This window comes from Acidovorax sp. DW039 (assembly GCF_037101375.1).
Classification (GTDB): domain Bacteria; phylum Pseudomonadota; class Gammaproteobacteria; order Burkholderiales; family Burkholderiaceae_C; genus Acidovorax.
In genome coordinates this window covers 1341730-1367023 of sequence record NZ_AP029019.1, presented here as the reverse complement: position 1 = coordinate 1367023, position 25294 = coordinate 1341730, and the positions used below count along the sequence as shown (strand labels likewise).

General features: G+C 63.8%; 26 protein-coding genes and 1 pseudogene. 16 read left to right on the top strand and 11 right to left on the bottom strand.

The window, feature by feature from the left end:
* The first annotated feature begins 40 nt into the window (after positions 1-40).
* The 10 genes and pseudogenes from AACH87_RS06145 to AACH87_RS06100 all read left to right on the top strand — a co-directional run bounded on the left by AACH87_RS06145 (position 41) and on the right by AACH87_RS06100 (position 10365).
* Positions 41-523, top strand: a complete 483-nt coding sequence (locus AACH87_RS06145; protein ID WP_338797890.1) for a phage tail assembly chaperone — start codon at positions 41-43, stop codon at positions 521-523.
* 59 nt (positions 524-582) lie between these two features.
* The gene (locus tag AACH87_RS06140) at positions 583-885 is read left to right on the top strand and encodes a DUF1799 domain-containing protein (RefSeq protein WP_338797889.1); all 303 of its coding nucleotides are present in this window, start codon (positions 583-585) and stop codon (positions 883-885) included.
* Positions 886-915: 30 nt separating this feature from the next.
* Positions 916-3381 carry a phage tail length tape measure family protein gene (locus AACH87_RS06135; RefSeq protein ID WP_338797888.1) on the top strand — a complete coding sequence of 822 codons (2466 nt, stop codon included), beginning with the start codon at positions 916-918 and terminating at the stop codon, positions 3379-3381.
* Positions 3378-4028 (top strand): hypothetical protein, encoded by a 651-nt coding sequence (locus AACH87_RS06130; protein ID WP_338797887.1) that lies wholly within the window; start codon positions 3378-3380, stop codon positions 4026-4028. The genes AACH87_RS06135 and AACH87_RS06130 overlap by 4 nt, the downstream gene beginning before the upstream one ends.
* A 144-nt stretch (positions 4029-4172) precedes the next feature.
* On the top strand, positions 4173-4406 hold the full coding sequence (locus AACH87_RS06125) for a Com family DNA-binding transcriptional regulator (protein WP_338797886.1): 234 nt from the start codon (positions 4173-4175) through the stop codon (positions 4404-4406).
* Positions 4330-4962, top strand: a pseudogene (locus AACH87_RS06120) (DNA adenine methylase); the annotation flags it as partial. The gene AACH87_RS06125 and the pseudogene AACH87_RS06120, both read left to right, overlap by 77 nt.
* Before the next feature lie 196 nt (positions 4963-5158).
* Positions 5159-6382 (top strand): imelysin family protein, encoded by a 1224-nt coding sequence (locus AACH87_RS06115; RefSeq protein ID WP_338797885.1) that lies wholly within the window; start codon positions 5159-5161, stop codon positions 6380-6382.
* 68 nt (positions 6383-6450) lie between these two features.
* Positions 6451-7875, top strand: a complete 1425-nt coding sequence (locus tag AACH87_RS06110; protein ID WP_338798865.1) for a di-heme oxidoredictase family protein — start codon at positions 6451-6453, stop codon at positions 7873-7875.
* Positions 7872-9062: an imelysin family protein gene (locus AACH87_RS06105; RefSeq protein ID WP_338797884.1), complete on the top strand. Its 1191-nt coding sequence runs from the start codon at positions 7872-7874 to the stop codon at positions 9060-9062. The genes AACH87_RS06110 and AACH87_RS06105 overlap by 4 nt, the downstream gene beginning before the upstream one ends.
* Positions 9052-10365 carry a DUF1513 domain-containing protein gene (locus tag AACH87_RS06100; protein ID WP_338797883.1) on the top strand — a complete coding sequence of 438 codons (1314 nt, stop codon included), beginning with the start codon at positions 9052-9054 and terminating at the stop codon, positions 10363-10365. Before AACH87_RS06105 ends, AACH87_RS06100 begins: the two co-directional genes overlap by 11 nt.
* 60 nt (positions 10366-10425) lie before the next feature.
* Here the strand turns inward: AACH87_RS06100 and AACH87_RS06095 are convergent, their stop codons facing one another.
* From AACH87_RS06095 to AACH87_RS06075, 5 genes are all read right to left on the bottom strand, one after another.
* On the bottom strand, positions 10426-11538 hold the full coding sequence (locus AACH87_RS06095; protein WP_338797882.1) for a putative zinc-binding peptidase: 1113 nt from the start codon (positions 11536-11538) through the stop codon (positions 10426-10428).
* Between the two features lie 160 nt (positions 11539-11698).
* Entirely contained in the window at positions 11699-12016 is a 318-nt protein-coding gene (locus tag AACH87_RS06090) for a BON domain-containing protein (RefSeq protein WP_338797881.1), read from the bottom strand.
* A gap of 145 nt (positions 12017-12161) precedes the next feature.
* Entirely contained in the window at positions 12162-12575 is a 414-nt protein-coding gene (locus tag AACH87_RS06085; RefSeq protein WP_338797880.1) for a hypothetical protein, read from the bottom strand.
* 71 nt (positions 12576-12646) lie between these two features.
* Entirely contained in the window at positions 12647-12811 is a 165-nt protein-coding gene (locus AACH87_RS06080; protein WP_338797879.1) for a DUF1328 domain-containing protein, read from the bottom strand.
* Positions 12812-13135: 324 nt separating this feature from the next.
* Positions 13136-14503: a CHASE3 domain-containing protein gene (locus AACH87_RS06075; protein WP_338797878.1), complete on the bottom strand. Its 1368-nt coding sequence runs from the start codon at positions 14501-14503 to the stop codon at positions 13136-13138.
* Positions 14504-14628: 125 nt separating this feature from the next.
* Between AACH87_RS06075 and AACH87_RS06070 the strand changes: the two genes are divergently transcribed.
* On the top strand, positions 14629-15261 hold the full coding sequence (locus tag AACH87_RS06070) for a response regulator transcription factor (RefSeq protein WP_338797877.1): 633 nt from the start codon (positions 14629-14631) through the stop codon (positions 15259-15261).
* Between the two features lie 178 nt (positions 15262-15439).
* Here AACH87_RS06070 and AACH87_RS06065 read toward each other — a convergent pair whose 3' ends face one another.
* From AACH87_RS06065 to gpmA, 4 genes are all read right to left on the bottom strand, one after another.
* Complete coding sequence (locus AACH87_RS06065) at positions 15440-15814, bottom strand: response regulator (protein ID WP_338797876.1); 375 nt, start codon at positions 15812-15814, stop codon at positions 15440-15442.
* Between the two features lie 112 nt (positions 15815-15926).
* Positions 15927-16682 (bottom strand): HesA/MoeB/ThiF family protein, encoded by a 756-nt coding sequence (locus tag AACH87_RS06060; RefSeq protein ID WP_338797875.1) that lies wholly within the window; start codon positions 16680-16682, stop codon positions 15927-15929.
* A gap of 212 nt (positions 16683-16894) precedes the next feature.
* On the bottom strand, positions 16895-18331 hold the full coding sequence (locus tag AACH87_RS06055; RefSeq protein ID WP_338797873.1) for a S41 family peptidase: 1437 nt from the start codon (positions 18329-18331) through the stop codon (positions 16895-16897).
* Between the two features lie 118 nt (positions 18332-18449).
* Positions 18450-19193: a 2,3-diphosphoglycerate-dependent phosphoglycerate mutase gene (gpmA, locus tag AACH87_RS06050; protein WP_338797871.1), complete on the bottom strand. Its 744-nt coding sequence runs from the start codon at positions 19191-19193 to the stop codon at positions 18450-18452.
* Positions 19194-19265: 72 nt separating this feature from the next.
* Between gpmA and AACH87_RS06045 the strand changes: the two genes are divergently transcribed.
* From AACH87_RS06045 to AACH87_RS06030, 4 genes are all read left to right on the top strand, one after another.
* The gene (locus AACH87_RS06045) at positions 19266-19673 is read left to right on the top strand and encodes a rhodanese-like domain-containing protein (protein ID WP_338797870.1); all 408 of its coding nucleotides are present in this window, start codon (positions 19266-19268) and stop codon (positions 19671-19673) included.
* A 23-nt stretch (positions 19674-19696) separates the two neighbouring features.
* Positions 19697-19957 carry a glutaredoxin 3 gene (gene grxC / locus AACH87_RS06040; protein WP_338797869.1) on the top strand — a complete coding sequence of 87 codons (261 nt, stop codon included), beginning with the start codon at positions 19697-19699 and terminating at the stop codon, positions 19955-19957.
* Between the two features lie 164 nt (positions 19958-20121).
* On the top strand, positions 20122-20577 hold the full coding sequence (secB, locus tag AACH87_RS06035; protein WP_338797868.1) for a protein-export chaperone SecB: 456 nt from the start codon (positions 20122-20124) through the stop codon (positions 20575-20577).
* A 98-nt stretch (positions 20578-20675) separates the two neighbouring features.
* Positions 20676-21698: an NAD(P)H-dependent glycerol-3-phosphate dehydrogenase gene (locus AACH87_RS06030; protein WP_338797867.1), complete on the top strand. Its 1023-nt coding sequence runs from the start codon at positions 20676-20678 to the stop codon at positions 21696-21698.
* A 98-nt stretch (positions 21699-21796) separates the two neighbouring features.
* Here AACH87_RS06030 and lysA read toward each other — a convergent pair whose 3' ends face one another.
* A complete protein-coding gene (gene lysA / locus AACH87_RS06025; RefSeq protein ID WP_338797866.1) occupies positions 21797-23041 on the bottom strand; it encodes a diaminopimelate decarboxylase in 1245 nt (414 codons plus the stop codon).
* 143 nt (positions 23042-23184) lie between these two features.
* On the opposite strand from lysA, the gene AACH87_RS06020 reads away from it, so the two are divergent.
* Positions 23185-24171, top strand: a complete 987-nt coding sequence (locus tag AACH87_RS06020) for a LysR family transcriptional regulator (protein WP_338797865.1) — start codon at positions 23185-23187, stop codon at positions 24169-24171.
* 116 nt (positions 24172-24287) lie between these two features.
* Here AACH87_RS06020 and AACH87_RS06015 read toward each other — a convergent pair whose 3' ends face one another.
* Positions 24288-25220 carry a LysR family transcriptional regulator gene (locus AACH87_RS06015; protein ID WP_338797864.1) on the bottom strand — a complete coding sequence of 311 codons (933 nt, stop codon included), beginning with the start codon at positions 25218-25220 and terminating at the stop codon, positions 24288-24290.
* Between the last annotated feature and the right edge of the window lie 74 nt (positions 25221-25294).

The following is a 25294-nucleotide window of genomic DNA, read 5'->3' as shown; positions in this document are numbered from 1 at the left end:
CCACAACCCTTGCAACCCGATTTCAAACAGGAGAACTTTTATGGCCGTCGTCCTCGCATCCGTCGCTTTCTGGGCACCCGTCATCTACCGCTTGGTGGGTGACGAGGGCGAGCCCACCACCGTCAGCTTCCGCGCCCGCTACAAGCGCCTCAAAACCTCCGAGCGCAAAGACATGGACCGCCGCCTGGCAGCGGGCCGCATGGACGAACGCGCGCGCGAGCGGCTGCGGGCCCAGCTGCAGCTTTCCCACCTCACTGAAGACGACCGCTACGAAATCCAGGCACAGCTCGACGCCGTGCCCGCCAACGACAAAGACTTTCTCGACGCCGTGCTGGTGGACTGGGACCTGACCGACCTCACACACAACCGCATTCCCTACACGCCCGCCAACCGCGAGGAAGTGGTGGAGGAATGGGACGGCATCGAAGCCGCGCTGGTCACCGCCTACTTTGACGCAGGGCGCAAAGCCCGCCAGGCAGCGGAGATCGCAAAAAACTCCGCAGCGCCGTCCGCCACAGCCTGACGCGGCGCGGCGCTGAAAGCCCCCAGGAGGAACAAGCCGAGCTGCGCGAGCAATGGGCGTTGCTGGGGGCTGATCCAGACCAGGCCATGGCGGCGATGGCCGATGGAGCGCTGGAGCCGGAGCCCGAGGGGGACTTTGAACTCTCCCCCGAGGAGTGGCAGGGCTGGGAGGTCTTCGACGCCATGTGGACCAACTGGATCGTCGTTGCTGGCTGGGGCGGTGCCTACCGCCAGGGCCTCAACTACACAGCGCTGCCGACCGTCATGGACTTCCTGCAGGTCCCCCGCAAAAAGCGCCGCAATGTCTTCTGGATGGTTCGCATCCTCGAAGACGAAGCCAAAAAGCACCTGAACAAGCCCTAGAGCCCACCATCAAAGGAAAGACGCCCGCCCATGTCCAATGAATTCAACGTAGCGGTCAAACTGCAAGCGGACGCCTCGCAGTACACCGCCGAATTCACCAGGGCCGGGCGCACCGCACAGGCGTTTGCCGCAGAGCTGAATGCGGGCAGCTCTGCAGCGGCCGGGGGGCTGGACAAAGCCACCGCCCAGGCCCAGCGCTTCGGCGCGGCCACCAGCGCCGCCGCAGGCCAGGCCCAGCAGGGAATTGCAGCCGCTACCAGCGCCAACCAGGCCCTGGACGCTTCCATGGCCAAGGTCAACAAGACCGCCGCCAGCAACCAGCTCGGCGCATCTCTCAGCGCCGTTACCAAGGAAAGCCAAAGCGCATCGCAGGCGCTGGGCGCTGCTGACCGCCAGGCTCAGGCGCTGGGCGTCTCCGCCAAACAGACCGCCGCCGCCATGCGCGGTGTGCCCGCACAAATCACCGATATCGTCGTCAGCCTGCAGGGCGGCCAGGCCCCCATGACGGTGTTGCTGCAGCAAGGCGGCCAGCTGCGCGACATGTTCGGCGGCATCGTTCCCGCCGTGCGCGCACTCGGCTCCACGGCGCTCGGCCTGGTCAACCCCTTCACACTTGCCGGAGGGGCGGCAGCAGTGCTTGCGCTGGCCTACAAGCAGGGCTCGGCCGAGGCCGACGAGTTCCGCCGCGCCATCGTCATGTCCGGCAACGCAGCTGGCACCAGCGTAGCCCAGCTCTCCGACATGGCGCGGGCCGTCAGCGCCAACATCGGCACGCAAAGCGAAGCCGCCGCTGTGCTGGCCCAAATGGCCTCGGGCGGCCGTATCGCGGGCGACAACCTGCAGTACTTCACCGAGGTGGCCATGGGCCTGGAGCGCTACGTGGGCGTTCCCGTCAAGGCGACCATTGCTGACCTGGAAGAACTGGGCAAAGCCCCGCTGGCCGCCAGCGTCAAGCTCAACGAGCAGTACCGCTACCTGACGGTGGCCGTGTACGAGCAGATCAAGGCGCTGGATGAACAGGGCCGCAAGGAGGAGGCCGCCGCAGTGGCGCAAAACGCCTACGCGAAGGCGTTTGAGGCCCGCAAGAATGAAATGCAGGCCAATCTGGGCTATCTGGAGTCTGCATGGGACAGGGTAACGGCGGCGGCTAAACGGGGCTGGGACGCCATGCTGAACGTGGGCCGGTCGTCCACGCCAACCGACGCGATGGCCGCACTTCGCGACCGGCTCTCCAAGCAGCAGGAAGAGCTGGCCTCCAAACGTGCGCTCAACCCCTATGCGGACACCTCGGGACTTGAAAAAGGAATTGAAATCCTCAAGCAGCGCCTTGGCCTGCTAGAAAGCGATGAGCGGCAAGCCAAGCGACTGGTGGCCGCTGAAGCGGAACGTTCCGCCAACGAACGCCTGTATTTCGACTGGAAGAAGCAGGGAGAACAGTTCCAGTCCAAGGCGGACAAGCGGAACGAGGAAGTGCGCAAGGCCCAGATCGAAGGTCAGGCGCTCATTGCAGCGGGTTTGCTCAAGGAAAGCGAACTGCGTGAGCGGATCGCGGGCATCAACAAAAAGTACGAAGAAAAGGGCTCCGGAGCCACGGCCAAAGATGCCCTAAGCGCGCAAATCGAGGCAACACGCCAAGGCTACAAGCTGCTGGCAGCAGAGACTGCCGACGGCTTGGACGCTATTGATGCCTTGCGTCAGCAAGGCCAACTAAGCGAATACGCCGCGCTACAGCGAAGCACTGCGCTGCGGCTACAGGAGCTGGACGGGCACAAGGCCGCATTGTCCGCCGAATTGGCACTGCTGCAAGGTCGCAAAGACATGGCGCGCGAGCGCGCGGCCGTAGAGGGGCAGCTGGCCGAGCTGGAACAAAAGCGCATCAACCTGCAAAACGCCTCAGCGCGTGACCTGGACACCCTGCTCATCAAGCCGCAGCTTGCGCTGGTGTCCGGCTTGCGCCAGGGGGCCACGGCGATTAACGAACAGGCGGCCGCCTTGGAAGCCCAAAACCGGGTTTATGGCCAGGCGGGCAGCGCACTTGTCGATCTGAACATTGCGCAACTGGAAAAACAACGCCTGGACCTGGAAGCCTCTGAGACGGTCAACTGGAACGGCTCTGGCGGCAGTGCAGGACAAGGCGGGGGCGGCGGGGGCGGCGGGTCCGCAAGCCGGGTCAACAAGGGCGCGTTCGGAGGCGGCAACAGCAACTATGACTACACCTATGCCGGTCCCGGTGGCGGCGTGGGCATATCAGGCATTGGCGATAGCGGCGGGGGCGGTTTTGGCGACTCCACCGCCAGTTCTGGCGGCGGCCGAGGATCACCCGATGTTTATGAGGGAGAAATGGGGGGCGGCTCGCCCGGACAGCGCGGCGCAGCTTTGGCCTGGAAGAACAACATCGCGGTAACGCCAGGCCAGGTGATCAGCGTCAGCGCAATGCGCGCCCGCATCATCTGGGGGCCTAACCGCTCTTATCCATACGCAGCAGGTAAGGTATGACACAGTACATCGATACCAAAAATGGCCGCTGGCCAGTGACAGAGCACGAGATTCGTGCGGGGCATCCGAACACCTTGTTCCCTAGCCCCTTTGAGCCCTGTGAAGGTTACGCCCCCCTGGTGTTGGAGCCCGTTCCGGTCTATGACTCCGCCACCAGCCGCTTGGAGCCAACGCGCCCCAAAGAAGTGAACGGCCAATGGCTACAGGGCTGGGAAGTGCGGCCGCTCAACCCCGCTGAAATCGAATCCCGAGCGGCTGAAATTGCTGCTCGGTTGACAGCCGATAAGGCGGCCGTTGTTGCGGCCATCAACTCCGAGTACGAGCGCCGCATGGAGGTGATTTCTGCGCGATATCCCGCCAGCGAAAGGGAAAGCTGGCCAGTGCAAACCGGGGAAGCGAGGGCCTTGCTGGCTGATCCGGGCGCTCAAACCCCATGGATTGACGCGGCCGCCGCAGTACGCGGCATTGACCGCGCCGAGCTGGCCACCCGAATCATTGCATTGGATAACGCCTATAGAACTGTGCACGGTACGCTGACCGGCGCAAGACAACGGCTGGAGGACCTCGTAGGGGCCGCGACGAGCCGCGAAGAGGTATTGGCGGTTGACCCTCTTCAGGGCTGGCCCGAGGAAGGGGGCCAAAACTAGTAAAAGACGGGCGACCTGGCTAGGTGCGCTAACACCTGGCCAAGCCCCAACCTGCAGAAGCAGCCTGCAAGCCGACAAGGCCCGCCACTCTGATCAGAGTGCGGCGAGTCTATCGGAAGTTTCAACCATAGAAACCGGCTTGCAATGAATGAAATCAGATGCGGCGCATGCGCCCGCAAACTTGGCGAAGGCGAATACACCCGCCTCGTCATCAAATGCCCCCGCTGCGGGGCAATCAATACCTTGAGGGCCGAGAGCCCCCCATCAGCGCGCCAGGGAGCGCCAGACTTGAAAGGGCCTCATGGCTCCCATCATTCCCTGGATCGGCGGCAAACGCCGCCTCGTCGACCTGCTGCTGAGCAGGTTCCCACCCCATAGCTGCTACGTGGAAGTCTTCGCGGGCGGAGCAGCCGTGTTCTTTGCCCGCCACCCCGCCGACGTCGAGGTGCTGAACGACGTCAACGGCGACCTGGTCAATCTCTACCGGGTGGTGACGCACCACCTGGAGGAGTTCGTCCGCCAGTTCAAATGGGCACTCACCAGTCGCCAGGTGTTCAAGTGGCTGCAGGAAACTCGGCCCGAGACATTGACGGACGTGCAGCGTGCGGCCCGGTTCTTCTACCTGCAGCAGCAGAGCTTTGGTGGAAAGGTAGCAGGCCAGACGTTCGGCACCGCCACGACGGCGCCAGCCATCAATCTCTTAAGAATCGAGGAGAACTTGTCAGCTGCCCATCTACGCCTGGCTGCGGGGACGTATATCGAGAACCTGGACTGGGCCTCGTGCATTGATCGCTATGACCGGTCTCACACACTGTTCTATCTCGACCCGCCTTACTGGGAGACCGAAGGTTATGGCGTGCCGTTTCCCTGGGAACAATACGAACTGATGGCAGCCAAGCTGAAGGCGATCAAAGGAAAGGCGGTGGTGAGCATCCGCTCCTGCTGAGTTTTCGCGCCGTGCTTCAGCTATTCCCTTGTCACCTCGGCATTAAAACAAATACAAATCAATATCATTCACATAAAATAGAAGATTCACCTCTGCTGCTCCACTTCCGGTGGACGCAGTCCTTTCTCTGGCAAGCGGCGGCTTCAACGCTGCGGCTGGCTGCCATCACCTCACAGGAGTCCTCATGCAAACCGCACCGCTCACCCCGATTCTTTCCGCCTTGGCACTTTGCGTGGGCACATGGGGCGCAGCGGTTGGCACAGCCTGGGCGCAGACACCTTCGCTGCCTGCGCCCAGCACAGCCAGCACGAACGACAGCAGCGCCACAGCCCAGCAGGTGGTGGCGCACTATGCGCACCTTGTTCACACCAGCTACAGCGACACCCTGAATGCTGCCAAGGCGATGCAAACGGCCATCAGCGCCTTCACTGTGCAGCCTTCTGCTGCAACCCTGGCCGAGGCCCGCAAGACCTGGCTGGCCGCGCGCGAGTTCTATGGGCAGACCGAAGCCTTCCGCTTCTACGGCGGCCCCATCGACAACGACAAAGGCCCTGAAGGCCGCATCAATGCCTGGCCCATGGACGAATCGTTTGTGGACAGCGTGCAGGGCAAGCCCAACGCCGGGCTGGTGAACAACCGCAAGTTCGTGATCAACAAAAAGAACCTCGCAGCCCAGAATGAGCGCGGCGGCGAAGAAAACATTGCCACCGGCTGGCATGCCATCGAGTTCTTCCTGTGGGGTCAGGACCTTTCGGAAACCGGCCCCGGTGACCGCAACTTTGAAGATTTTGTGGACGGCAAGGCCCCCAACGCAGACCGCCGACGCCAGTACCTGAACGTGGTGACGGAGCTGTTGATTGACGACCTCACCACGCTGGTCAAGGCCTGGGCACCCGATGTGAAGAACAACTACCGCGCGCGCTTTGTACAGGGCAACCGCGAATCGGTGCGCAAGATGCTGGTGGGGCTGGGGTCGCTGTCGCGCGGCGAGCTGGCGGGCGAGCGGCTGGAAGTAGCCCTCAACAGCCAGGACCAGGAAGACGAGCACTCCTGCTTTTCCGACAACACCCACCGCGACGCGGTGACCAATGCCAAGGGCATTCAGAACGTGTGGCTGGGCAAGTACCAGCAAGCCGACGGCACGCTGCTGGCAGGCCCATCGCTGCGCGACCTGGTGGCTGCCAATGACGCAGCCCTGGCCGAGAAGACCACGCAGCAGATAGCCGCGTCGGTCGCCGCAACCGAGGCAATACAGGCCCCGTTTGACCGCGAAATCATCGGCGGCAAGGAGGCCCCTGGCCGCCAGCGCATCCAGAAGGCCATCGACAGCCTCACGCAGCAAAGCAAGGACCTGGTCGCCGCGGCCAACGCCATCGGCATCACCAAACTGACGCTGGTGCAGCCTTGAACATGCAGATTCCGCAAGCCAAACGTCTCCATCAAAGCAGGCGCGCCTTGCGCCTGGCAGCAGCCAGCATGGGGGTGATCGCCCTGGGGGGCCTGGGCTTTGGTGCCTTGACGGCCGCACCCCAGCCAGACCCGCTGGGCGAGAAGACCGGCGGAGACACCACGGTGTACGCCACGGGGCGCAATGCCTTTTCGTTCCCTGCTGCCAACCTGCCCGACGACGAGCGCACGCGCTTTGTGATTGGCAACTCATTCTTTCGCCGCAACTGGGTGGAGGCACCGGCTTCCACCAAGGCCCGCGATGGCCTGGGCCCGCACTTCATCGCGCGGTCTTGCGGGGGCTGCCATGTGCAGGATGGCCGGGGCGAGCCGCCCGCCATCTTCAACCGCCTGGGTGAGACCAAGGACCCCACGGTGGCGCTGCTGATCCGCCTGTCCATCCCCGGCACGGATGCGCACGGCGGCCCCAGGCCTGACCCCGTCTATGGCGACCAGTTCAACAACGCCGCCATCCAGGGTGTGAAGCCCGAGGGCCGCGTCACGCTGCGCTACGACACCGTCAAGGGCAAGTTTTCTGATGGCACGTCCTACGCGCTGCAAAAGCCCGTGTACGGCTTTGCCGAGCTGGGCTACGGCCCCATGCACCCCGATGTGATGCTGAGCCCGCGCATTGCCCCGCAGATCATCGGCGTGGGCCTGCTCGAAGCCATTGCCGAGGCCGACATCCTGGCCAACGCGGCAGACCAGGCGGCTGCGCCTGGCCCCATCAAGGGCACCCCCAATCAGGTGTGGGACGCCCCCTCGGGCCGGATGATGCTGGGCCGCTTTGGCTGGAAGGCCAACGTGGCCACCATTGCGCACCAGACGGGCGGGGCCTTTCTGGGCGACATGGGCATCACCTCGCGCCATTTTGCGAACGAAGCCTGCACCCCGGCGCAGAAGGACTGCCTGGCCGCACCCAGCGGCAAGAGTGCTGCGGCGCAAGGCCAGAGCGGCGTGGAGATTGACGACAAGACGCTGGACGATGTGATCTTCTACCAGGCCACCCTGGCCCCCGCCGCACGCCGCAACCCCCAGGACGCCCAGGTGCTGCGCGGGCAGGCCCTGTTTGCGCAAGCCCAGTGCGCAACCTGCCACCGGCCCAGCTACGTGACGCAGGGCGGGCCGTTTCCGCACCTGACGAGCAAGGCATTGAACGGCCAGCGCATCTGGCCCTACACCGACCTGCTGCTGCACGACATGGGCGAGCGGCTGGCAGATGGGCGACCCGACTTTGGTGCCAATGGCCGCCAGTGGAAGACCCCGCCGCTGTGGGGCATCGGGCTCATCAAGGACGTGAACGGCCACACCCGGCTGCTGCACGATGGCCGCGCACGCGGCGTGCTGGAGGCCATCCTCTGGCACGGCGGCGAGGCCGATGCGGCGCGCGAAGAAGTGCTGAAGATGAAGAAGGCCGACCGCGAAGCGCTGGTGAAGTTTGTGGAGTCCTTATGAGCACACGCCATAGCCATCCATTCCCCCCCACGGGCCAGGCCTTGCCAGCCCGGTTAGCCGCAGCGCTGTTGCTGGCCTGGGCGGGCTGTGCGCCAATGCCTGGGCTGCACGGCAGCGCCCATGCACAGACGGCGCGAAGCCCACAGCCTCCGCAGGCAACGGAAAGCAGGCCCGCATGGCAACGCGAGGCCGTGCCTTTTTATGACACAGTGCATGCGCTGCAAGGCATCTACGCCCACCACGCCACGCCGCAGGCGCAGGCTTGGGAGCGCAGCGCACAGGCCCTCGCCGGGGCGCTGGCAGCGCTGTGCCAAGCCAGCCCAGGGGCCGATGCGCAAGCCGCGCTGCAACAGGCCCGCAGCGCATGGCGCAGTACAGCGGGAGAGTGGGAGGCGCTGTCTGCCGTGGCGATTGGCCCGGTGATTGCGCGCCGCACCCAGCGCGCCATTGACTTTGCACCCACCCGCCCGGCGTTGATCGAAAAGGCCATACCAACCCAGCCGCAAGGTGCCGCCGCCATGGAGCGCATTGGCACACCGGCCAAGGGCCTGCCCGCACTGGAATGGCTACTGTGGACCCGTCCGGTACAGCCGGGCACCACCGCCTGTGGCTACGCAAACGAAGTGGCGCTGGACATAGCCCGTGAGGCCACCGCCGTGGCTGCCACATTTGCCAACGCAGCGCAGACCGACTGGGGCGCAGAGGAACAGCAAGAGGCTTCCACCCAGGCCATCAGCGAGTTTGTGAACCAGTGGGTAGGGGGCATTGAGCGCCTGCGCTGGGCACAGATGGAAAAGCCCCTGCGTGCAGCGCAAGGCAGCAAAGCCCCCGACTACCCGCGCAGCGCCAGCCAGACCACGCTGGCCTCCTGGGCTGCCACCTGGCAGGGCCTGCGCAGCGTGACGGTGCAGGCCGCATCAGCTAACGTGCCCGCGCCCGGAGCCGCGCTGGTACCGCTGGCCACCTACCTGCGCGGCAAGGGCCTGAACCCGCTGGCCGACAAGCTGCAGCAGGCGGTGCAGAAGGTGGATGCATCCATGGCCCAGGTACAACGCACCGGGGTGCAGGGCAAGGCCGCCATCCAGCAGGCGGCACGGGACCTGGCCGCGCTGAAGTTTCTGGCCGAATCTGAAGTGGCCCCTGCACTGCAGGTGAGCATTGGCTTTTCGGACGCTGATGGAGACTGATACCCTGCCCCACCCCGCCCTGCCGCGCAGGCAGGCCTTGGCCTTGCTGGCGGGCGCAGCAGGCCTGGGGGCCTGTGCCTTGTTGCCAGGCCCGGTGCAGGCAGCCACGGCGCGTGTCGCCACCAGGGTGAAAGGCGACACAAGAGCACCGGCTGACGCCCCCGTCTATCTGGCCGCAGCGTGGGAAGTGCAAGGCCGTTACTTCATCGGCTTGCTGGTGGCCACAGCCTCCATAGTGTCCTCCACCCCCAGCAAACACAGCCAAAACAGCCCAGGGCTCAAAGTACACGCAGCGCTGGAAGTACCGTCGCGTGCCCACGGCGTGTTCCCTCTGGCCGATGGCTCCATCGTGGCCGTGGCACGCCGCCCCGGCGACTGGCTGGTGCGCTGGTGCCCGGCCCAGGCCCAAGCGACTGCGCTGTGGCACTGGCAGTCGGCCGACAGCCACTTTCCGGATCGCACCTTCAATGGGCATGTGCTGGCTGGCCTGCCAGGCATGGTCGGCAAGGACGGTGAATGCCTCTACACCACCGAAACCGATGTGGAAACCGGTGCCAGCGTGGTGGGCGTGCGCCATGCCCGCACACTGCAAAAGCTGGCCGAATGGCCCACCCACGGCATCGACGCGCATGAGCTGATCTGGGACCTGCACAGCCCCGGTGGCCCCACCCTGCTGGTGGCCAATGGCGGCGTTCCCACCGCCCCCGAGACAGGGCGTGCCAAGCGCGACATGCACCGCATGGATTCGTCTCTGGTACGGCTGAACGCCACCACGGGCCGCCTGATGGGCCAATGGCGGCTGCCAGACCCGCGGCTGAGCCTGCGCCATTTGGCCTGGAGTTTGGATGGCAAAACGCTGGGCATTGCTTTGCAGGCCGAACATGACGCCCCTGCGGATCGCCTTGCGGCCCCTGTGCATGCGAGGTTTGATGGGCAGACGCTGTACGCCTCCGCCGCGCTGCATGCCTCTCAGGCCCACACTGCTCTGTCTCTGCAAGGCTATGGCGGCAGCATCGTGACTGCGCCTGACGGCTGGGCCGTGAGCTGCCCACGCGCAGGCTGCGTGGCGTGGTTTGACCTGCAGGGCCAGCTCACCGCCCGCATGGCACTGAGCGAGGTCTGCGCCCTGGCAAGCACCGTTGACGCACAAGGCGGCTCCACAGTCTGGGCGGCAGGGCAGGACCACAGCCTGCTGCAAAGCGCCGAGCCCCAGACCGCCCAGCCCCTGCACCTTGCGCATGCAGGTGCGCTTCAACCTGCACGCATGGACAACCACTGGGTGCTGGCTCAAACATCAAGGTAAAAATGGCTCTAGCGCTTATGGATAAAGCGCAGGCAGCTACTTTTTTAGTAGCATCAATATTCAGACTACCGGCACGGGCTGCTGCCGCGCCCCTTGCACCAGCTCATGCACAAACCGCAGTTTGACCATGGCCCCTGCTGACAAGGCAAAGGGGTAAGCATCGCTCTGGCCCAGGCTGCGGTTCAGGCTGTTGAGCAGCAAGGTCACAGGCACCCACTGGCTCACCATGTCGTCAAAGCTGGGGGCCGGGCTGCCAAATGGGTCTGCCACGGTGTGGCGCAGGCCAGGCTGGGGGCTGGACAGCGGTGTGGGCACCGTGACCCCCAACTGGTAGCTGGCGGCAGTTTCCAGCAGGTCCACCATGTGCAGGTAGTGGGCCCAGGTCTCCGCCCAGTCTTCCCAAGGGTGGGCAGAGGCGTAGGCGCTGACGTGTTTCTCGGCCCATGGGCCCAAGTCCGCGCCCTTGGCGTAATGGGCCTGCAGGGCCGCGGCGTAATCGGTCCGCTCATCGCCGAACACTTTGCGGAAATCCTCCAGACGGGCACCGCCCTGCACCAGTTGGTCCCAGTAAAAATGGCCCGACTCATGCCGCAGGTGGCCAATCAGGGTGCGGTAGGGCTCCCCCAGCGCGATGCGGCGGCGGGCGCGCTCGTCGTCGTCGGCCTCGGCCACATTCAGGGTGATGGTGCCGCCTTGATGACCGGTCAGCACCTGCGGGCCGCCCGGCCATTCGGCCAGAAACTCGAACACCGGCGCGGGTCGGCCAGACACGGGCTCGAGCCCCAACCGGGCCAGGGTGTAGAACAGTTGGCGTTTGGCCGCTTCGGTCAGCTGCCAACGGCCCAAGTTGCCGGGCACCGACAAGTCCGGCAGCACCCGCGTCTGACGGCAGGACACGCACAGTGGGGAATAGTCGTTGGCGGGCACCGCAAAGTTGCAGGCGCCGTGCGCTGTGCGGTTGTGGCACATGCGGTAGAGCTTGCCCGTAGCGCCCGTGGTGGCACCGCGCTCGCCCATGCGGCGCCACAGGTCCGGCCCGTCTTGCGACGCGGGGGTGAGGGCTGCCATGGTCAGCTGGTCTGGCACGAAGGCCAGCGTGCTGCCGCAGTTCAGGCATTGCACGCTGTCAAAAAAAACCAGATGACCGCAGTGGTCGCAATTGAATACGCGCATGGGGGCGAAGCTTATCCCTTTTTGGTGGAGCAGCCAGGGGCTGAAACAGCGCGCCCCCGGTGGGCAAGCCAACCGGGGGCGCAAGACGGAAAGGAAGAAGTGAAGGACGGAGCGCTCACAAAGAGCGAGGTCTCAGCCTTTCGCTTCAGAACCTGCCACCTCAGGGGCGCACAACGATGCTGTTGCGCACTTCACGCACATGCTTGGTGTTGCGTGCAATGTTCTCGGCCTGGTTCTTTTCGGCTTGCGACTTAGCAAAGCCCGAGAGTTGAACGGTGCCGTTCAGGGTTTCCACGCTGATGGAGGTGGCGGACACGGTTTTGTCCTCAGCCATCTTGGCCTTCACGGCGGTGGTGATGCCTGCATCGTCCACATACGAGCCAACGGTCTGCTGGTCGCGTGCAACGGAGCAGCCGGTGGCCCCGAGAACCGACAGGCCAGCCACAGCGGCGAAAGCGAGAGCACGTGCGTATTTCATGGTATTTCCTTTATTGAAGTAAGAGAACGCGGGTGCGGTGGATCACACATCCGCCCAAAGACCTTCTGCACCCTCCACGGCCTTTGGATCGGTGAGGCCGGGAGCACACCATGTGCTACCAGCTCCAGGGGAAATCTTTGCGATGTCAGCGCATGTGCATGCCACGGTGACTGCGCGAATCACGACGGGTCAGCCACAGGGCCAATGCACCCAGTGCCGCACCAGACGCCACGGCAATGGCCATCGACTTGGCAGGTTGCTGCTCCACATAACGTGTGGTCGCATCGCCGGCCTCCCGCAGGTGGCGACGGGCCCGGTCAGTCGTCATGGCGCAGTAGTCAATGCATTGCGAAGCCATTTCTTGCGCACGGGATGCGAACTCCTGGATGGCAGGGCTGGCTTCGGCACGCAGGTCCTGCACACGCTTTTCTGCGCGGTGCAGCGACTCATCGGCCATGGTTTCGGTAGCGCGCACTGCCTCCTCGGCACTTTGCAACACGTCGTCTGCCAGCTTGCGTGCGCCTTCGCTCATGTTGTTGGTGACGGATTCAACGCTCATCGGTAGCTCCTTGTTCGGGGGTGAAAAAATGGTCATGGGTGGGTTGCACCTGTTCAAGGCGAAAGTGCAGGTCACCCTCGCTTGAGCAAGCCCACCACAAAGGCCACCACGGCCATCACCACAAAGATGAAGAAAAGGATCTTGGCAATGCCCACAGCACCTGCCGCGATGCCCCCGAAGCCAAAGAGCGCCGCCACGAGCGCAATCACCAGAAAAACCACTGCGTAATGCAACATATTCATCTCCTTGAAAGTGCTGACCCAAAGCCAGCGGTTGAGGAGCGCCTGTCATCAGCGCTGGGCGTGGGGGTCCGCAAGTCACTGCACACGGGGATGGGCGAAGCCTCTGTCCGGCCAAGGTATGCAGGGAGTTGTGAATCAACACACTGGGATCCACTGTAGGTGCGCCAGCGTGGCAGCGGTGCGGGAGCTTGGCTCTGTCGCCTGTCAGCACTTCGCATGCTCGGCTGTAGGACGCCGCCTTGCACCAAGGCGGCAGGGACGTAGCAGACGCCCCGGGCTGCACATGATGGGCCAGCCCGGCCCGCATGTGTTTTCTGGTCAGTGATGCTGCAGGGGCAATGCAGCAGAGAGCAAAGTGCCCTTGCCTGGGCTGGAATGCACGGTCAGACGGCCTCCCGCGGCCTCTACGCGATGGCGCATGCCTGCCAAGCCGTGCGACGCCACACTCACACCCGCAGGATCAAAGCCCACGCCATCGTCATGCACCTGCACCGCCACGTGATTGGGGTGCGCCTGCACCGACACCAGCACCTTCTGGGCCTTGGCGTACTTGCCGATGTTGGTCAGTGCCTCCTGCACCATGCGGTACACCGTCAACTGCACTGACGAGGGCAGCTCCACCGCCTCCAGATTGGTCTCCACCTCGATGCCTGCGCGCTGCGCGTACTCGCGGGTCAGAATCTCCAGCGCGGCCGTGAGCCCCAGGTGCGAGAGCGAAGAAGGACGCAGGTCTTCGATGATGCGGCGCTTGAGGGCAATGCCGCTGTTGAGCGTGTCGGTCAGATGCTTGAGGCGTTCGGACACATCCGGAGCGCTGGTATCGATCTTGGACTTGAGCCGCGCCACGTCGAGCTTGGCGGCCGTCAGCAGCGCGCCCAGTTCATCGTGCAGTTCGCGGGCCAGATGCCCACGCTCGTCTTCACGCACCTGTTGCAGGTGGTTGGCCAGCTCAGACAGCGTCGCCGTGCGCTCACGCACCAGGCCCTCCAGACGGTCACGCTCGTACTCCAGCAAGGCCTGTTCACGCTGGCTCACCAGCTGCAGAGCCCTTGCTTGGCGCAGGTACATGAAAAACGCAAACAAGCCGATGGCCGTGACTGTGGCAATGCCAATGCGCGACAGCATGAGCGAATGGATCACCTGGGCCTGCCCCGCCTGAATGCGCTGCGTGCTGCGCTCGATGAGTGCATGCGCGTGCTTGCGGATTTCATCCATGTTCTCACGCCCCATGTCGGTGTGCAGAACAAACTTCCAGGCATCCTCGTTGCCCTGCCTGCGCAACCGCAGGCTCAGCTCCATCTCGGCCAGCTTGCGTGACACCTGGCGAGACAGCAAGGCCACCTCCTGCAAGTCTTCTTTCGAGTCCACGAACTGGTTGCGCAATGCGTCCAGATGGCTCTGCAAGGCGGCCATGGCCTTGTCGTAGGGCTCCAGGTAGGTCTCGTTGCCAGTGAGCAGATATCCGCGCTGGCCGGTCTCTGCATCCAGCATGCTTTGCAGCAGGCGGTTGACCACGCTGCGCGTGGTCTGCCACTGGCTCATCTGCTGCAGCGCCTCTTGCGAACGCATGTGGCCGGTCTCGTTGATGCCCACGAGCACCATGGCCGCCAGCAAGGCCATGGGCAGGCTCAAGGCCATGCGGCGTACCTTTGGTAACCAGCGACGGAAGGTGGCTTGCATTGTCATAGCGGTGATTCAGGATAAAGTTTCTGGGTCTGGGTGTTGCATTCCACAAACAAAGCAGCACACAAGCGCCGTTTTTTCAACCTCTTACCGGAGGCGGCCTGCACGCCTTCTTGAAAGAAAGCCTGATGATCAAAATTGGCATTGTGGATGACCACTCCATCGTTCGTACCGGCCTGCGCCAGTTCCTCTCGGAGCATGTGGACCTGCGTGTGGTGGGTGAAGCGTCCAATGGCCGTGAGGCCATTGACCTGGTTCGCAACCAGGAAATCGATGTGCTGCTGATGGACCTCTCGATGCCCGGCCAAAGCGGTCTGGACGCCCTGGCCATGCTGCGCGCCAAGGCGCCCGACATGGGCATCCTCATCCTCAGTGGCTACCCCGAAGAGCACTACGCTATCAACCTGATTCGCCAGGGCGCGAGTGGCTACCTGAACAAGGAGTGCGAGCCCACTGAAATCGTTGAGGCGATCCGCGTCATTGCGCTGGGCAAGCGTTACCTCACCCCCACCGTGGCAGACCTGCTGGCCCAGCAGCTCAACCGCAAGGATGACGCCCCCCCGCACGAGCAACTGTCTGAACGGGAGTTTCAGGTGTTCCTCAAGCTGGCCAAGGGTGAGACCGCGGGCGACATTGCGCGGGACCTCTCCCTGAGTGTGAAGACGGTAAGCACCTACCGCACCCGCCTCATGGAAAAGATGGGACTGTCTTCGAACAGTGACCTGACGTACTACGCCCTCAAGAACCAGCTCATCGACTGAGCACCCGGCACGCGGGCTACGGCCCGCTTGAACGGTTTGCCAAAGCCGCAGATCGCTGCGAATACAGCGACGCCGCAAGGCTTGTCGGCCTTGTTTCTCCATTCCGCGCTCCATAGAAAAAAGCCCGGCAGAGGGCCGGGCTGCAACGATCCAACGGGCACAGCAAAGGCCCTGCTGCTCAAGAGCCTCTTCGCTCCATGCAGTACTCCACCAGCGCGTCAATTTCGTTCGACTTGTCGAACACGGCATCCACACCCAGTTGCTGGCACCGCGTGCGGATGTCAGGCGTTGCATAGTTGCTGAGCACCACGATCTTCTGATGGGGCTTGCGTTCACGGCACGCAGCCAGAATGCCCAGCCCGCTGCCCTGCCTCAGGAAGAGATCGACGATGGCCAGATCCCATTGGCTGCCACGTTCCTGCAGCCAGGTCTTTCCTTCCTCTTCCGTTTCCGCAAAGCCTACCGCTTCGACAGACGCAAGCTCCTCCAAAGTGCCAATGAGGTTTTCTCTGATGGTCGCGTTGTCTTCAACGATATAGGTGCGGAGTTTCACAGCTGGATCCAATGGTTCGGCCAGTGCAGACATGGACGGCCGTGCCATGACTTTAAGAGCATTTTTTTTACAATTTTGCCAGCCGTACTTTGCTCTACCGGTAGGAAATTTCCTACGTGGCGTGCTCCCCACACACGCTGCAGGCCGCATCGCGGGACAGGTTCATGGCGCTCCACTCCATGCTTCTGCCGTCCAGCATCAGCATGCGGCCCACCATGGCTGGCGCAGCACCTGACAGCAGCTTCAATGCCTCTGTCGCCTGCATGGCGCCGATCACCCCCACCAAAGGAGCAAAGACGCCCATGGTGGAGCACAGGACTTCTTCAAACTCGGCCTGTGGCGCAAACAGGCAGGCGTAGCAGGGTGAGGTAGCCTGTCGCGGATCAAACACCATGATCTGCCCGTCAAAACGAATGACGGCCCCCGCAACCAGAGGTTTGCGGTGGCGTACGCATGCAGCGTTGACAGCGTGGCGGGTGCGATAGTTGTCGCTGCAGTCCAGCACCACCGTGGCCTGGGGCACCCATTCGTCCAGCAGTGCCTCATCGGCACGCTGCTGCAAGGTCGTCACCACCACATCCGGGTTGATGGCATGCACCGCCTGTGCAGTGGACTCCACTTTGGGCAGGCCCACCCGGTCGGTAGTGTGAGCAATTTGTCGCTGCAAGTTGGTCAGGTCCACCACATCGTGGTCCACCAGGGTGATACGACCCACACCAGCCGAGCCCAGATACAGCGCCACAGGCGAGCCCAGTCCTCCTGCCCCTATCACCAGGGCATGCCCAGCCAGCACACGCTCCTGGCCTTCAATGCCTACCTCATCCAGCAGGATATGGCGCGAGTAGCGCAGCAGCTGTTCATCCGTCATCGTTGCATCACTTCACACATGAAGAGCGCCTCACACAACCCGGCAAAGCGGCCCTGGCCCGTTGTTCCGTCGCAGGCAGGGCCAACAGTACGACAAGACGTGACGACAACGTCAGGGGGGTTGTGTGAATCGCTCAAAAAGGCTGGGCTCCCCGCAGGGAGCCCAGCCTTGTTCCAGGTCTTACCGTGTCACCATCCCGGTGGGTGGTGAGATCAGTTTTCCTTCTTTTCTTCCTGGCGCTCGGTCTGAGTCTTGCTCACCAGCACGGGGCGGCCCTTGAGCTTGTTCAGCGCCTGTACCAGCTGGAAGTCCTTGTCCGTACCAAACTCGGGCAGCTTGCGCTCGGAAGCAGGCTTCTTGGCCTCTTCTTCCAGGCGCTTGCGCGCTTCCTCACGCGCCTTCTCGCGGGCCGCATCCTTCTCTTCTTCGCCCTGGCCACTGCCCAGGTGCTTGTCAAGATCGGCTTCGCGCATGCGCAGGGCGGCAAACAGATTGCCCTCCTCCGACTCATCAATCATCACGTCGGGAACAATGCCCTTGGCCTGAATCGACTTGCCGCTGGGGGTGTAGTAGCGGGCCGTGGTCAGCTTGATGCCGGTGTCGGGGCCCAGCGGCCGCACGGTTTGCACCGAGCCCTTGCCAAAGGTCTGGCTGCCCATGATGGTGGCGCGCTTGTGGTCCTGCAGCGCACCGGCCACGATTTCGCTGGCCGAGGCGGAGCCTTCGTTCACCAGTACGACGAGAGGCACGGTCTTGAGGGCTGCAGGCAGCTTGCGCAGCGGATCGCTTCCGCTGCGGCGCTGATAGAACTCGGGCGAAGCTTTGTAGGTGGCCTTGCTCTCGGCCAGCTGGCCATTGGTGCTCACCACCGTGACGTTTTCCGGCAGGAACGCTGCTGAAATGGCCACTGCTGCATCGAGCAGGCCACCGGGGTCATTGCGCAGGTCCAGCACCAGCCCTTTCAGGTTGGGCTCCTGCTTGTACACGTCTTCCACCTTGCGCACGAAGTCATCGACCGTGCGCTCCTGGAACTGGGACAGACGAATCCAGGCGTATCCGGGCTCCATCACCTTGCCCTTGACGGACTGGGTCTTGATCTCCTCGCGCACGATGGTGACGGGGAAAGAGCGGTTTTCGTCCTTGCGGAAGATGGTGAGGGTGACCTTGGTATTGGGCTCACCGCGCATGCGCTTGACGGAGTCGCTCAGCGACAGACCTTTGACGGCGGTGTCGTCAATCTTGGTGATCAGGTCGTTGGTTTTGAGCCCGGCGCGGAAGGCGGGAGATCCCTCAATGGGCGACACCACCTTGATGAGGCCGTCTTCCTGGGTGATCTCGATGCCCACTCCCACAAAGCGGCCAGTGGTGCCTTCGCGGAATTCCTTGAAGGACTTCTTGTCGAAATACTGGGAATGCGGGTCGAGGCTGGAGACCATGCCCGAGATAGCGTCCGTGATGAGCTTCTTGTCATCCACCGGCTCAACGTAATCAGTCTTAACCAGACCAAAAACGGCGGACAGCTGCTGGATTTCTTCCAGAGGCAGAGGCGTCATTGCGCCGCGTGCCACCGTCTGCAAAGACACCGTGGTCAGCGCACCCGCTACCACGCCTACCGACACCCATCCTGCAATTTTCAGTTTCTGGCCCATACGTCACCTTTTACCGCTTCAATATACACCTTGGAAGGGCCACGCCCCGCGCAGTTCCGCGCCAGCGCTCACTTTGCCGGCCTCTGCCCGGGTTTTCCCGGGCAGATTTACCGATTCTTTACGCTTTGCCTTGAGAGGCCACAGCCGCCGCCGCTTTCGCCGCAGCTTCCGCATCGCCAAGATAGTAGTGGCGGATGGGCTTGAGATCCGCATCCAGCTCATAAACCAGCGGAATCCCGTTGGGAATATTCAGACCCACGATGTCGCTGTCAGAGATGTTGTCCAGGTACTTGACCAAGGCGCGGATCGAGTTGCCGTGGGCGGCAACCACCACACGCTGCCCACTGCGGATGGCCGGGGCCATGGTTTCATTCCAGAATGGCAGCACGCGGGCCACGGTGTCCTTCAGGCATTCGGTCAGGGGAATCTGCTCGGGGCTGAGCTGGCGGTAGCGGATGTCGCTGCGCTCGCTGCGTGCATCGGTAGGCTCCAGCGCTGGTGGTGGGGTGTCGTAGCTGCGGCGCCATACCAGCACTTGCTCGTCGCCATATTGCTTGGCCATGTCGGCCTTGTTCAGGCCTTGCAGGGCACCGTAGTGGCGCTCGTTCAGGCGCCAGCTGTGCACCACGGGCAGCCAGGTACGGTCCATTTCGTCCAGCGCGTGCCACAGGGTGCGGGTGGCGCGCTTGAGCACGCTGGTGTAGGCCACATCAAACTCGTATCCCTCGGCCTTGAGCAGGCGGCCTGCATTCTTGGCTTGCTCCACACCGGTGGAGGTCAGGTCCACATCGGTCCAGCCGGTAAAGCGGTTTTCAAGGTTCCAGGTGGATTCGCCGTGGCGGATCAGAACGAGTTTGTGCATGGTTTCCCTAGAAAGAGCGGGTCAAAACCTTACATTTTAGAATCGCACTGTTCGCCAACCCAAGGAATCTTCGTGAAATTCATCATCGACAACTGGTACCTGTTCGTTCTGGCCCTCGCCTCCGGGAGCATGCTGCTGTGGCCCACGCTGCGCAGTGCTGGGGCTGGCTCGCTCAGCCCAGCCCAGGCCGTGCAGCTCATCAACCGCGAAAAGGCCGTCGTGATCGACGTGTGCGAGGCCGACGAATTTGCCGCCGGGCATGTGGGTGGTGCCAAGAATGTGCCCCTGGGCCAACTGGAAGAACGCCTGCCCGGCATGGTGAAGAACAAGAATGTGCCTGTGGTGCTGGTGTGTGCCTCCGGTGCGCGAGCCAACCGCGCCGTTGCCGTTGCCAAAAAGCTGGGCTATGAAAAGGCTGAAGCCCTGGCTGGCGGCCTGAAGGCGTGGCGCGAAGCCAGCCTGCCCGTGGAAAAAGCCTGATCTCTCACACAAGGAGCCTCGCCATGCAAGCCGTCAAGATGTACACCACCGCTGTCTGCCCCTACTGCATCCGCGCCAAGCAGATCCTCAAGTCCAAAGGTGTGGAGCAAATCGAGGAAATCCGCGTGGACATGGACCCTGCCGCGCGCACCCACATGATGGAAATCACGGGCCGACGCACCGTGCCACAAATCTTCATCGGTTCCACCCATGTGGGGGGCCACGATGATCTGGTGGCACTGGATGGCCGGGGCGGCCTGATGCCGCTGCTGGAAGGCGCTTGATGCAAGTGCGGTCTGGAGCTGCCTTGCAGACCGCCCTTTCAGACTGCCTTGTGGGCGCTGCATAATGCAGCCCCATGTGCCCGCTGCGGGAGCTGTTCCCCAGCGGGTTTTGTTTTGCAAGCAAACTCGTTTGAGCGTATTTCGCAAGTAGAGAGACTTTGACCATGGCCGACCAAGACACCAATCCCGTTTTCCAGATCCAGCGCGTGTACCTGAAGGATCTGTCGCTCGAACAGCCCAACTCCCCCGCCATCCTGCTCGAACAGGAGCAACCCAGCGTGGACATCCAGCTGGGCGTGGAAGCCGCCCCCGTGGCCGATGGCATCTTCGAAGTCTCGGTCACTGCCACCGTGCAGACCAAGATCAAGGACAAGACCGTGTTCCTGGTGGAAGCCAAGCAAGCGGGCATCTTTGAAGTGCGCAACATCCCCGAAGACCAGATGGGCGCCATCATGGGCATCGCCTGCCCCCAAATCGTGTACCCCTACCTGCGTGGCAACGTGGCTGACGTGATCAACCGCGCTGGCTTCCCACCCGTGCACCTGGCCGAAATCAACTTCCAGGCCATGTACGAGCAGCAACAGCAAGCTGCGGCCGCCAACACCGCCGTTGCGCAGTAAGCGGCACGCGTGGCAGCAAGGTTGCGCCACGTATGCGAACAAGGGGGCCTTCGGGCCCCTTTTGCTTGATAGAGCTTGATACAACAGCGGTAGCAGCTATGAAAATCGTAGTACTCGGCGCAGGCGCATGGGGCACGGCAGTAGCCTTGAGCGCAGCCCAGCATCCCGCCGGTCACCAGGTCACCCTGTGGGCCCGCAACGCGAGCCAGGCACGCAACATGCTGGACCAGCGCGAAAACCGCGCCTACCTCCCCGGCATCGCCCTGCCTGCGGCCTTGCACGTCACCAGTGCAGACCCGGCGCAGGCATGCCAGGGGGCGAATCTGGTCATCATCGCCACACCCATGGCCGCCCTGCGCGGCATGCTCTCAAGCCTGAGCGCTCTCCACATGCCTGTGGCTTGGCTGTGCAAGGGGTTTGAATCGGCGGAAAGCGCGGGCAGTGCGGGCAACGCCAGCCCCGGCATGCTGGCCCACGAGGTGTGCGCGCAGGTGGCACCATCGCTCATCTCCGGCGTGCTCAGCGGCCCCAGCTTTGCGCTGGAAGTCGCCCGCAACCAGCCGACGGCCCTGGTCGCCGCCAGCGAGCACGCCGCCGTGCGCGATACGTTGGTCGCCGCCTTCCACAGCCCCAGCGTGCGGGTCTATGCCAACGAAGACATCGTGGGCGTGGAAGTGGGCGGAGCTGTGAAAAACGTGCTGGCCATTGCCACCGGGCTGTGCGACGGCCTGCAACTGGGTCTTAACGCCCGCGCCGCACTCATCACCCGCGGCCTGGCCGAAATGACCCGGTTGGGCGTGGCGCTGGGTGCGCGGGCCGAGACCTTCATGGGCCTGTCGGGCATGGGCGACCTGGTGCTCACGGCCACGGGCGACCTCTCCCGCAACCGCCGTGTGGGGCTGCTGCTGGCAGAGGGCAAGACCCTGCAGCAGGCCGTGGAATCGCTGGGCCATGTGGCCGAAGGCGTGTACTGCGCCCGCACCGTGGCGCAGCGGGCCACGGCGCAGGGGGTGGACATGCCCATCACCCAGGCCGTCGTGGCCCTGCTGGATGGCCACATGGGCCCCGCCGAGGCGGTGGCACGGCTGATGGGGCGCGGCCCGGCAGTGGAACAGGTTTGAACCACCGGCAATGCCACAAGCAAAAAGGGAAAAAAAGGGGCCGAGGCCCCTTTTTGCTTTTGATGGGCCTATTTGATAGGCCTATCCACCCCGTTCCGTTACAGCCCCAGCTCCAGCGCCAGCAGCTCCTCCACCGTCTGGCGGCGGCGGATCAGGCGGGCCTGGCCACCGTCCACCAGCACTTCGGCAATCAGCGGCCGGGTGTTGTAGTTGGAGGACATGCTCGCCCCATACGCGCCGGTGTCGTGAATCACCAGCAGATCACCCACCTGCGCGGCAGGCAGTTCGCGCGGCAGCACCACGCCGCCGTCGCCCTGGGTGAACACGTCGCCCGACTCGCACAGCGGTCCGGCCACCACGGTGGGGCGGCTGCTGCCTTGGCTGCCATCGCGGCGCAGCACGCTCATGGCGTGGAAGCTGCCGTACATGGACGGGCGCATGAGTTCGTTGAAACCGGTGTCCAGCAGCACAAAGTGGTTGCTGCCCACGTCCTTGGTGGCGCGCACCTCGCCCAGCAGCACACCCGATTCGGCCACCAGGAAGCGGCCTGGCTCCAGCTCCAGCCCCAGCTGGTGGCCCACCACGGCCTCAGCCTGCTGGCGGGCGGCGTTCCACAGCCCGAAGTAATGCTGGGTGTCGATCACCGCATCGCCCGCGCGGTAAGGAATGGACAAGCCGCCACCGGCCGAGATGGCATGCAGGTCATGCCCTGCCGCGTGGGTGGTGCGCACCAGTTCCACCATGGCACCGCACACCTCGGCCAGATGGCCGTAGTCCACACCCGAGCCAATGTGCATGTGCAGGCCCACCAGCTTCAGGCCTTGCTCGCGGATGGTTTGCAGCGCCAGTGGCAAATCGGTGTGCCAGATACCGTGCTTGCTGTGCTCCCCGCCCGTGTTCGTCTTGTTGCTGTGGCCGTGGCCAAAGCCGGGGTTGATGCGCAGCCACACCGCATGGCCTTTGGAGCGCGGCCCCAACTGGCGCAGCATGTCGATGGAGCCTGCGTTGACAGGCACGCCGTGCTCCACCACGCAGTCGAGCGTGGCGGCATCGAACAAGTCGGCGGTAAAGACGATCTCGGAAGGTTCTCCACCCGCCTGGTAGCCCGCCGCCAGCGCCCGCATGATTTCGCCGCGCGACACCGCATCCACCTTCACGCCCTGCTCACGCATGAGCTTGAGGATGTGAATGTTGGAGCAGGCCTTCTGCGCAAAGCGCACCGTATCGAAGTTGGACACCTGGGCAATGCGCTCGCGGATGGTGGCCGCGTTGTACACCCACAGGGGCGTGCCGAACTGGTCGGCCAGAGACCACAGCTGGGCGGGAGTGAAGGGGTTGGACATGCAAGGGCTCCGATCAATGAGTGCGGGTAACTGAAGAACGGCAGCCCAAGGGCTGCGGTCGATCGGTGGATCATGCCCGGCCTACCGCATTCAGTCCAATACCAAATATTCCAGCAGCCATTCAAAATGGATATGCTTTCACCATGCCATCCCCGCTATCTACGCCCTCCGCGCACTCCCCACACGCCGCCCAGGCGGACCTCATCGCCCACCGCCACATTGAGGTGTTCCGCGCCGTGATGACGGCGGGCAGCGTGACCAGCGCCGCCGCCCTGCTGTACAGCTCGCAGCCCACCGTGAGCCGCGAGCTGGCCCGGCTGGAGCAACTGCTGGGCTACCCGCTGTTTGAGCGGCTGCAAGGCCGCCTGCGCCCCAACGCCCGGGCGCTGGCGCTGTGGGACGAGGTGCAGCGGTCCTGGCAGGGGCTGGAGCGCGTGGTGGAGCGCGCCGTGGCCCTGGGGCAATCGCACGAGGCGCAACTGTCGGTGCTGTGCCTGCCCGCCCTGGCCCACGCCCTGCTGCCCGGTGCCCTCGCCCGCCTGCAGCAGGCGCAAACCCACACGAAGGCCCCGCTGCGGGTGTCCGTCACGCCGCAGGAATCCCCGCTGCTCGAAGAATGGATGACCGCCCAGCGCTTTGACCTGGGCCTGAGCGAGCACACCACCACGCCCCCCGGCGTGCAGGCCGTGCCCCTGCTCACGCTGGACGAAGTGGCCGTGCTGCCCGCCGCGCACCCCCTGGCAGCGCAGGCCGTGCTGCAGGTGCAAGACTTTGCAGGGCAACCCTTTGTGAGCCTGTCTGCCGACGACCCCTACCGCCGCCAGATCGACACGCGCTTTGCCGAAGCCGGAGTCGCCCGGCAGCTCCACCTGCAAACCCACAGCGCCGTCGCCGTGTGCGCCATGGTGCAGCAAGGTCTGGGGCTGGCCATCGTCAACCCCCTCACCGCCCTGGCCATGGCCGGGCCGGGGCTGGTGGTGCGCAGGCTGGGGTTTTCGGTGCCGTTCAGCGTGAGCGCGCTGCTGCCACTGCACCGCCCCGGACTACCGGAGGTGACGCCGCTGGTGCAGGCGTTAAGGACGGAGGCCGCAGCAGCCCATGCGCGGCTGCAAGACAGGTTGACTCCTTGAGCCATCCAAATCAAAAAAACAACAACAAAATGGCATCTAGCGCTTATCAATAGAGCGCAAGCAGCTATTAAATCAATAGCAAATTCACACCAAACACGCACCACTAACTCACACACTCACAACTGCAGCCGCATCGCAAAGGGCTGGTGGTGCGGCGTATGCGGGCAGGACCAGTCTGCAATCATGGAAGCGACACACCGCGATGCTGCAGACATCTTTCCCTGGCGGGGGAAAGCCAGCGTGACCAAGCGGGACAGATCGGGTTCCAGCAAGCGGCTGGCCTGCAGGCGGCCATCGCGGAGTTCTTGCGCAATGGCGTAAGGGCCCAGCACTGTGTAAAGCCCCGGGGTGGAAGCCACCAGTTCTTTCTGGAGGATCAGTGAATCGGCCTCGATGGCCGCATCCAGCACAAAGCCCTGGCTGCGGGCGGTGTCGTCCAGGGCATTGCGCCACGGGCTGGGGCGGCGGGGGAGCGCCAGAGGCAAGCCCTGGAGCTGGCTGAAACGGACGCTGGATTGCGCAGTGATCGCATCCCCCGGAGCCGAGACCAGATAGGTGTGCGCCACGGCCAGCACTTTCTCGTCGCTGCCGCGCGGGGTCTGAAAGCGGAAGACGATCGCCATGTCCACCGCGCTGCTGTCCAGCATGGCGTTGAGTTCGGTGCCCTGCGCCTCCACCACATTAAGCCGGATGCCGGGGTGGTGCTCCCGCAGGCGCTGAAACACGCAGGTCATCAGCTCGTGCGCCGCAGAAGGGATGATGCCCAGCCGCACCTCACCGCCCAGTGTGCTGGCCTCGGCACGCAGGCTGTCGGACAGCGCCTCGGTCTCCTGCAGCCAGCGCCGCAGCCGGGGCAAGGCACGCGCTCCCGCCTCGGTCAGCGATACACCGCGCCCCGTGCGCACAAACAACGCGCCGCCGTGCTGCCGCTCAAAGTCGCTGATCTGGCGGCTGATGTGGGACTGCACGGTCTGGCGGCGGGCTGCCACCTTGCTCATGCTGCCGCTGTCGGCCACTTCCAGAAACAGCCGCACGCTTTCAATGTTCATCGCAGCGTCCTTGGAACAGGTGAGGGATAACGTGCCCCAGTTATCTCAAAAAAGGCAACTCTGAAACCTGCGAA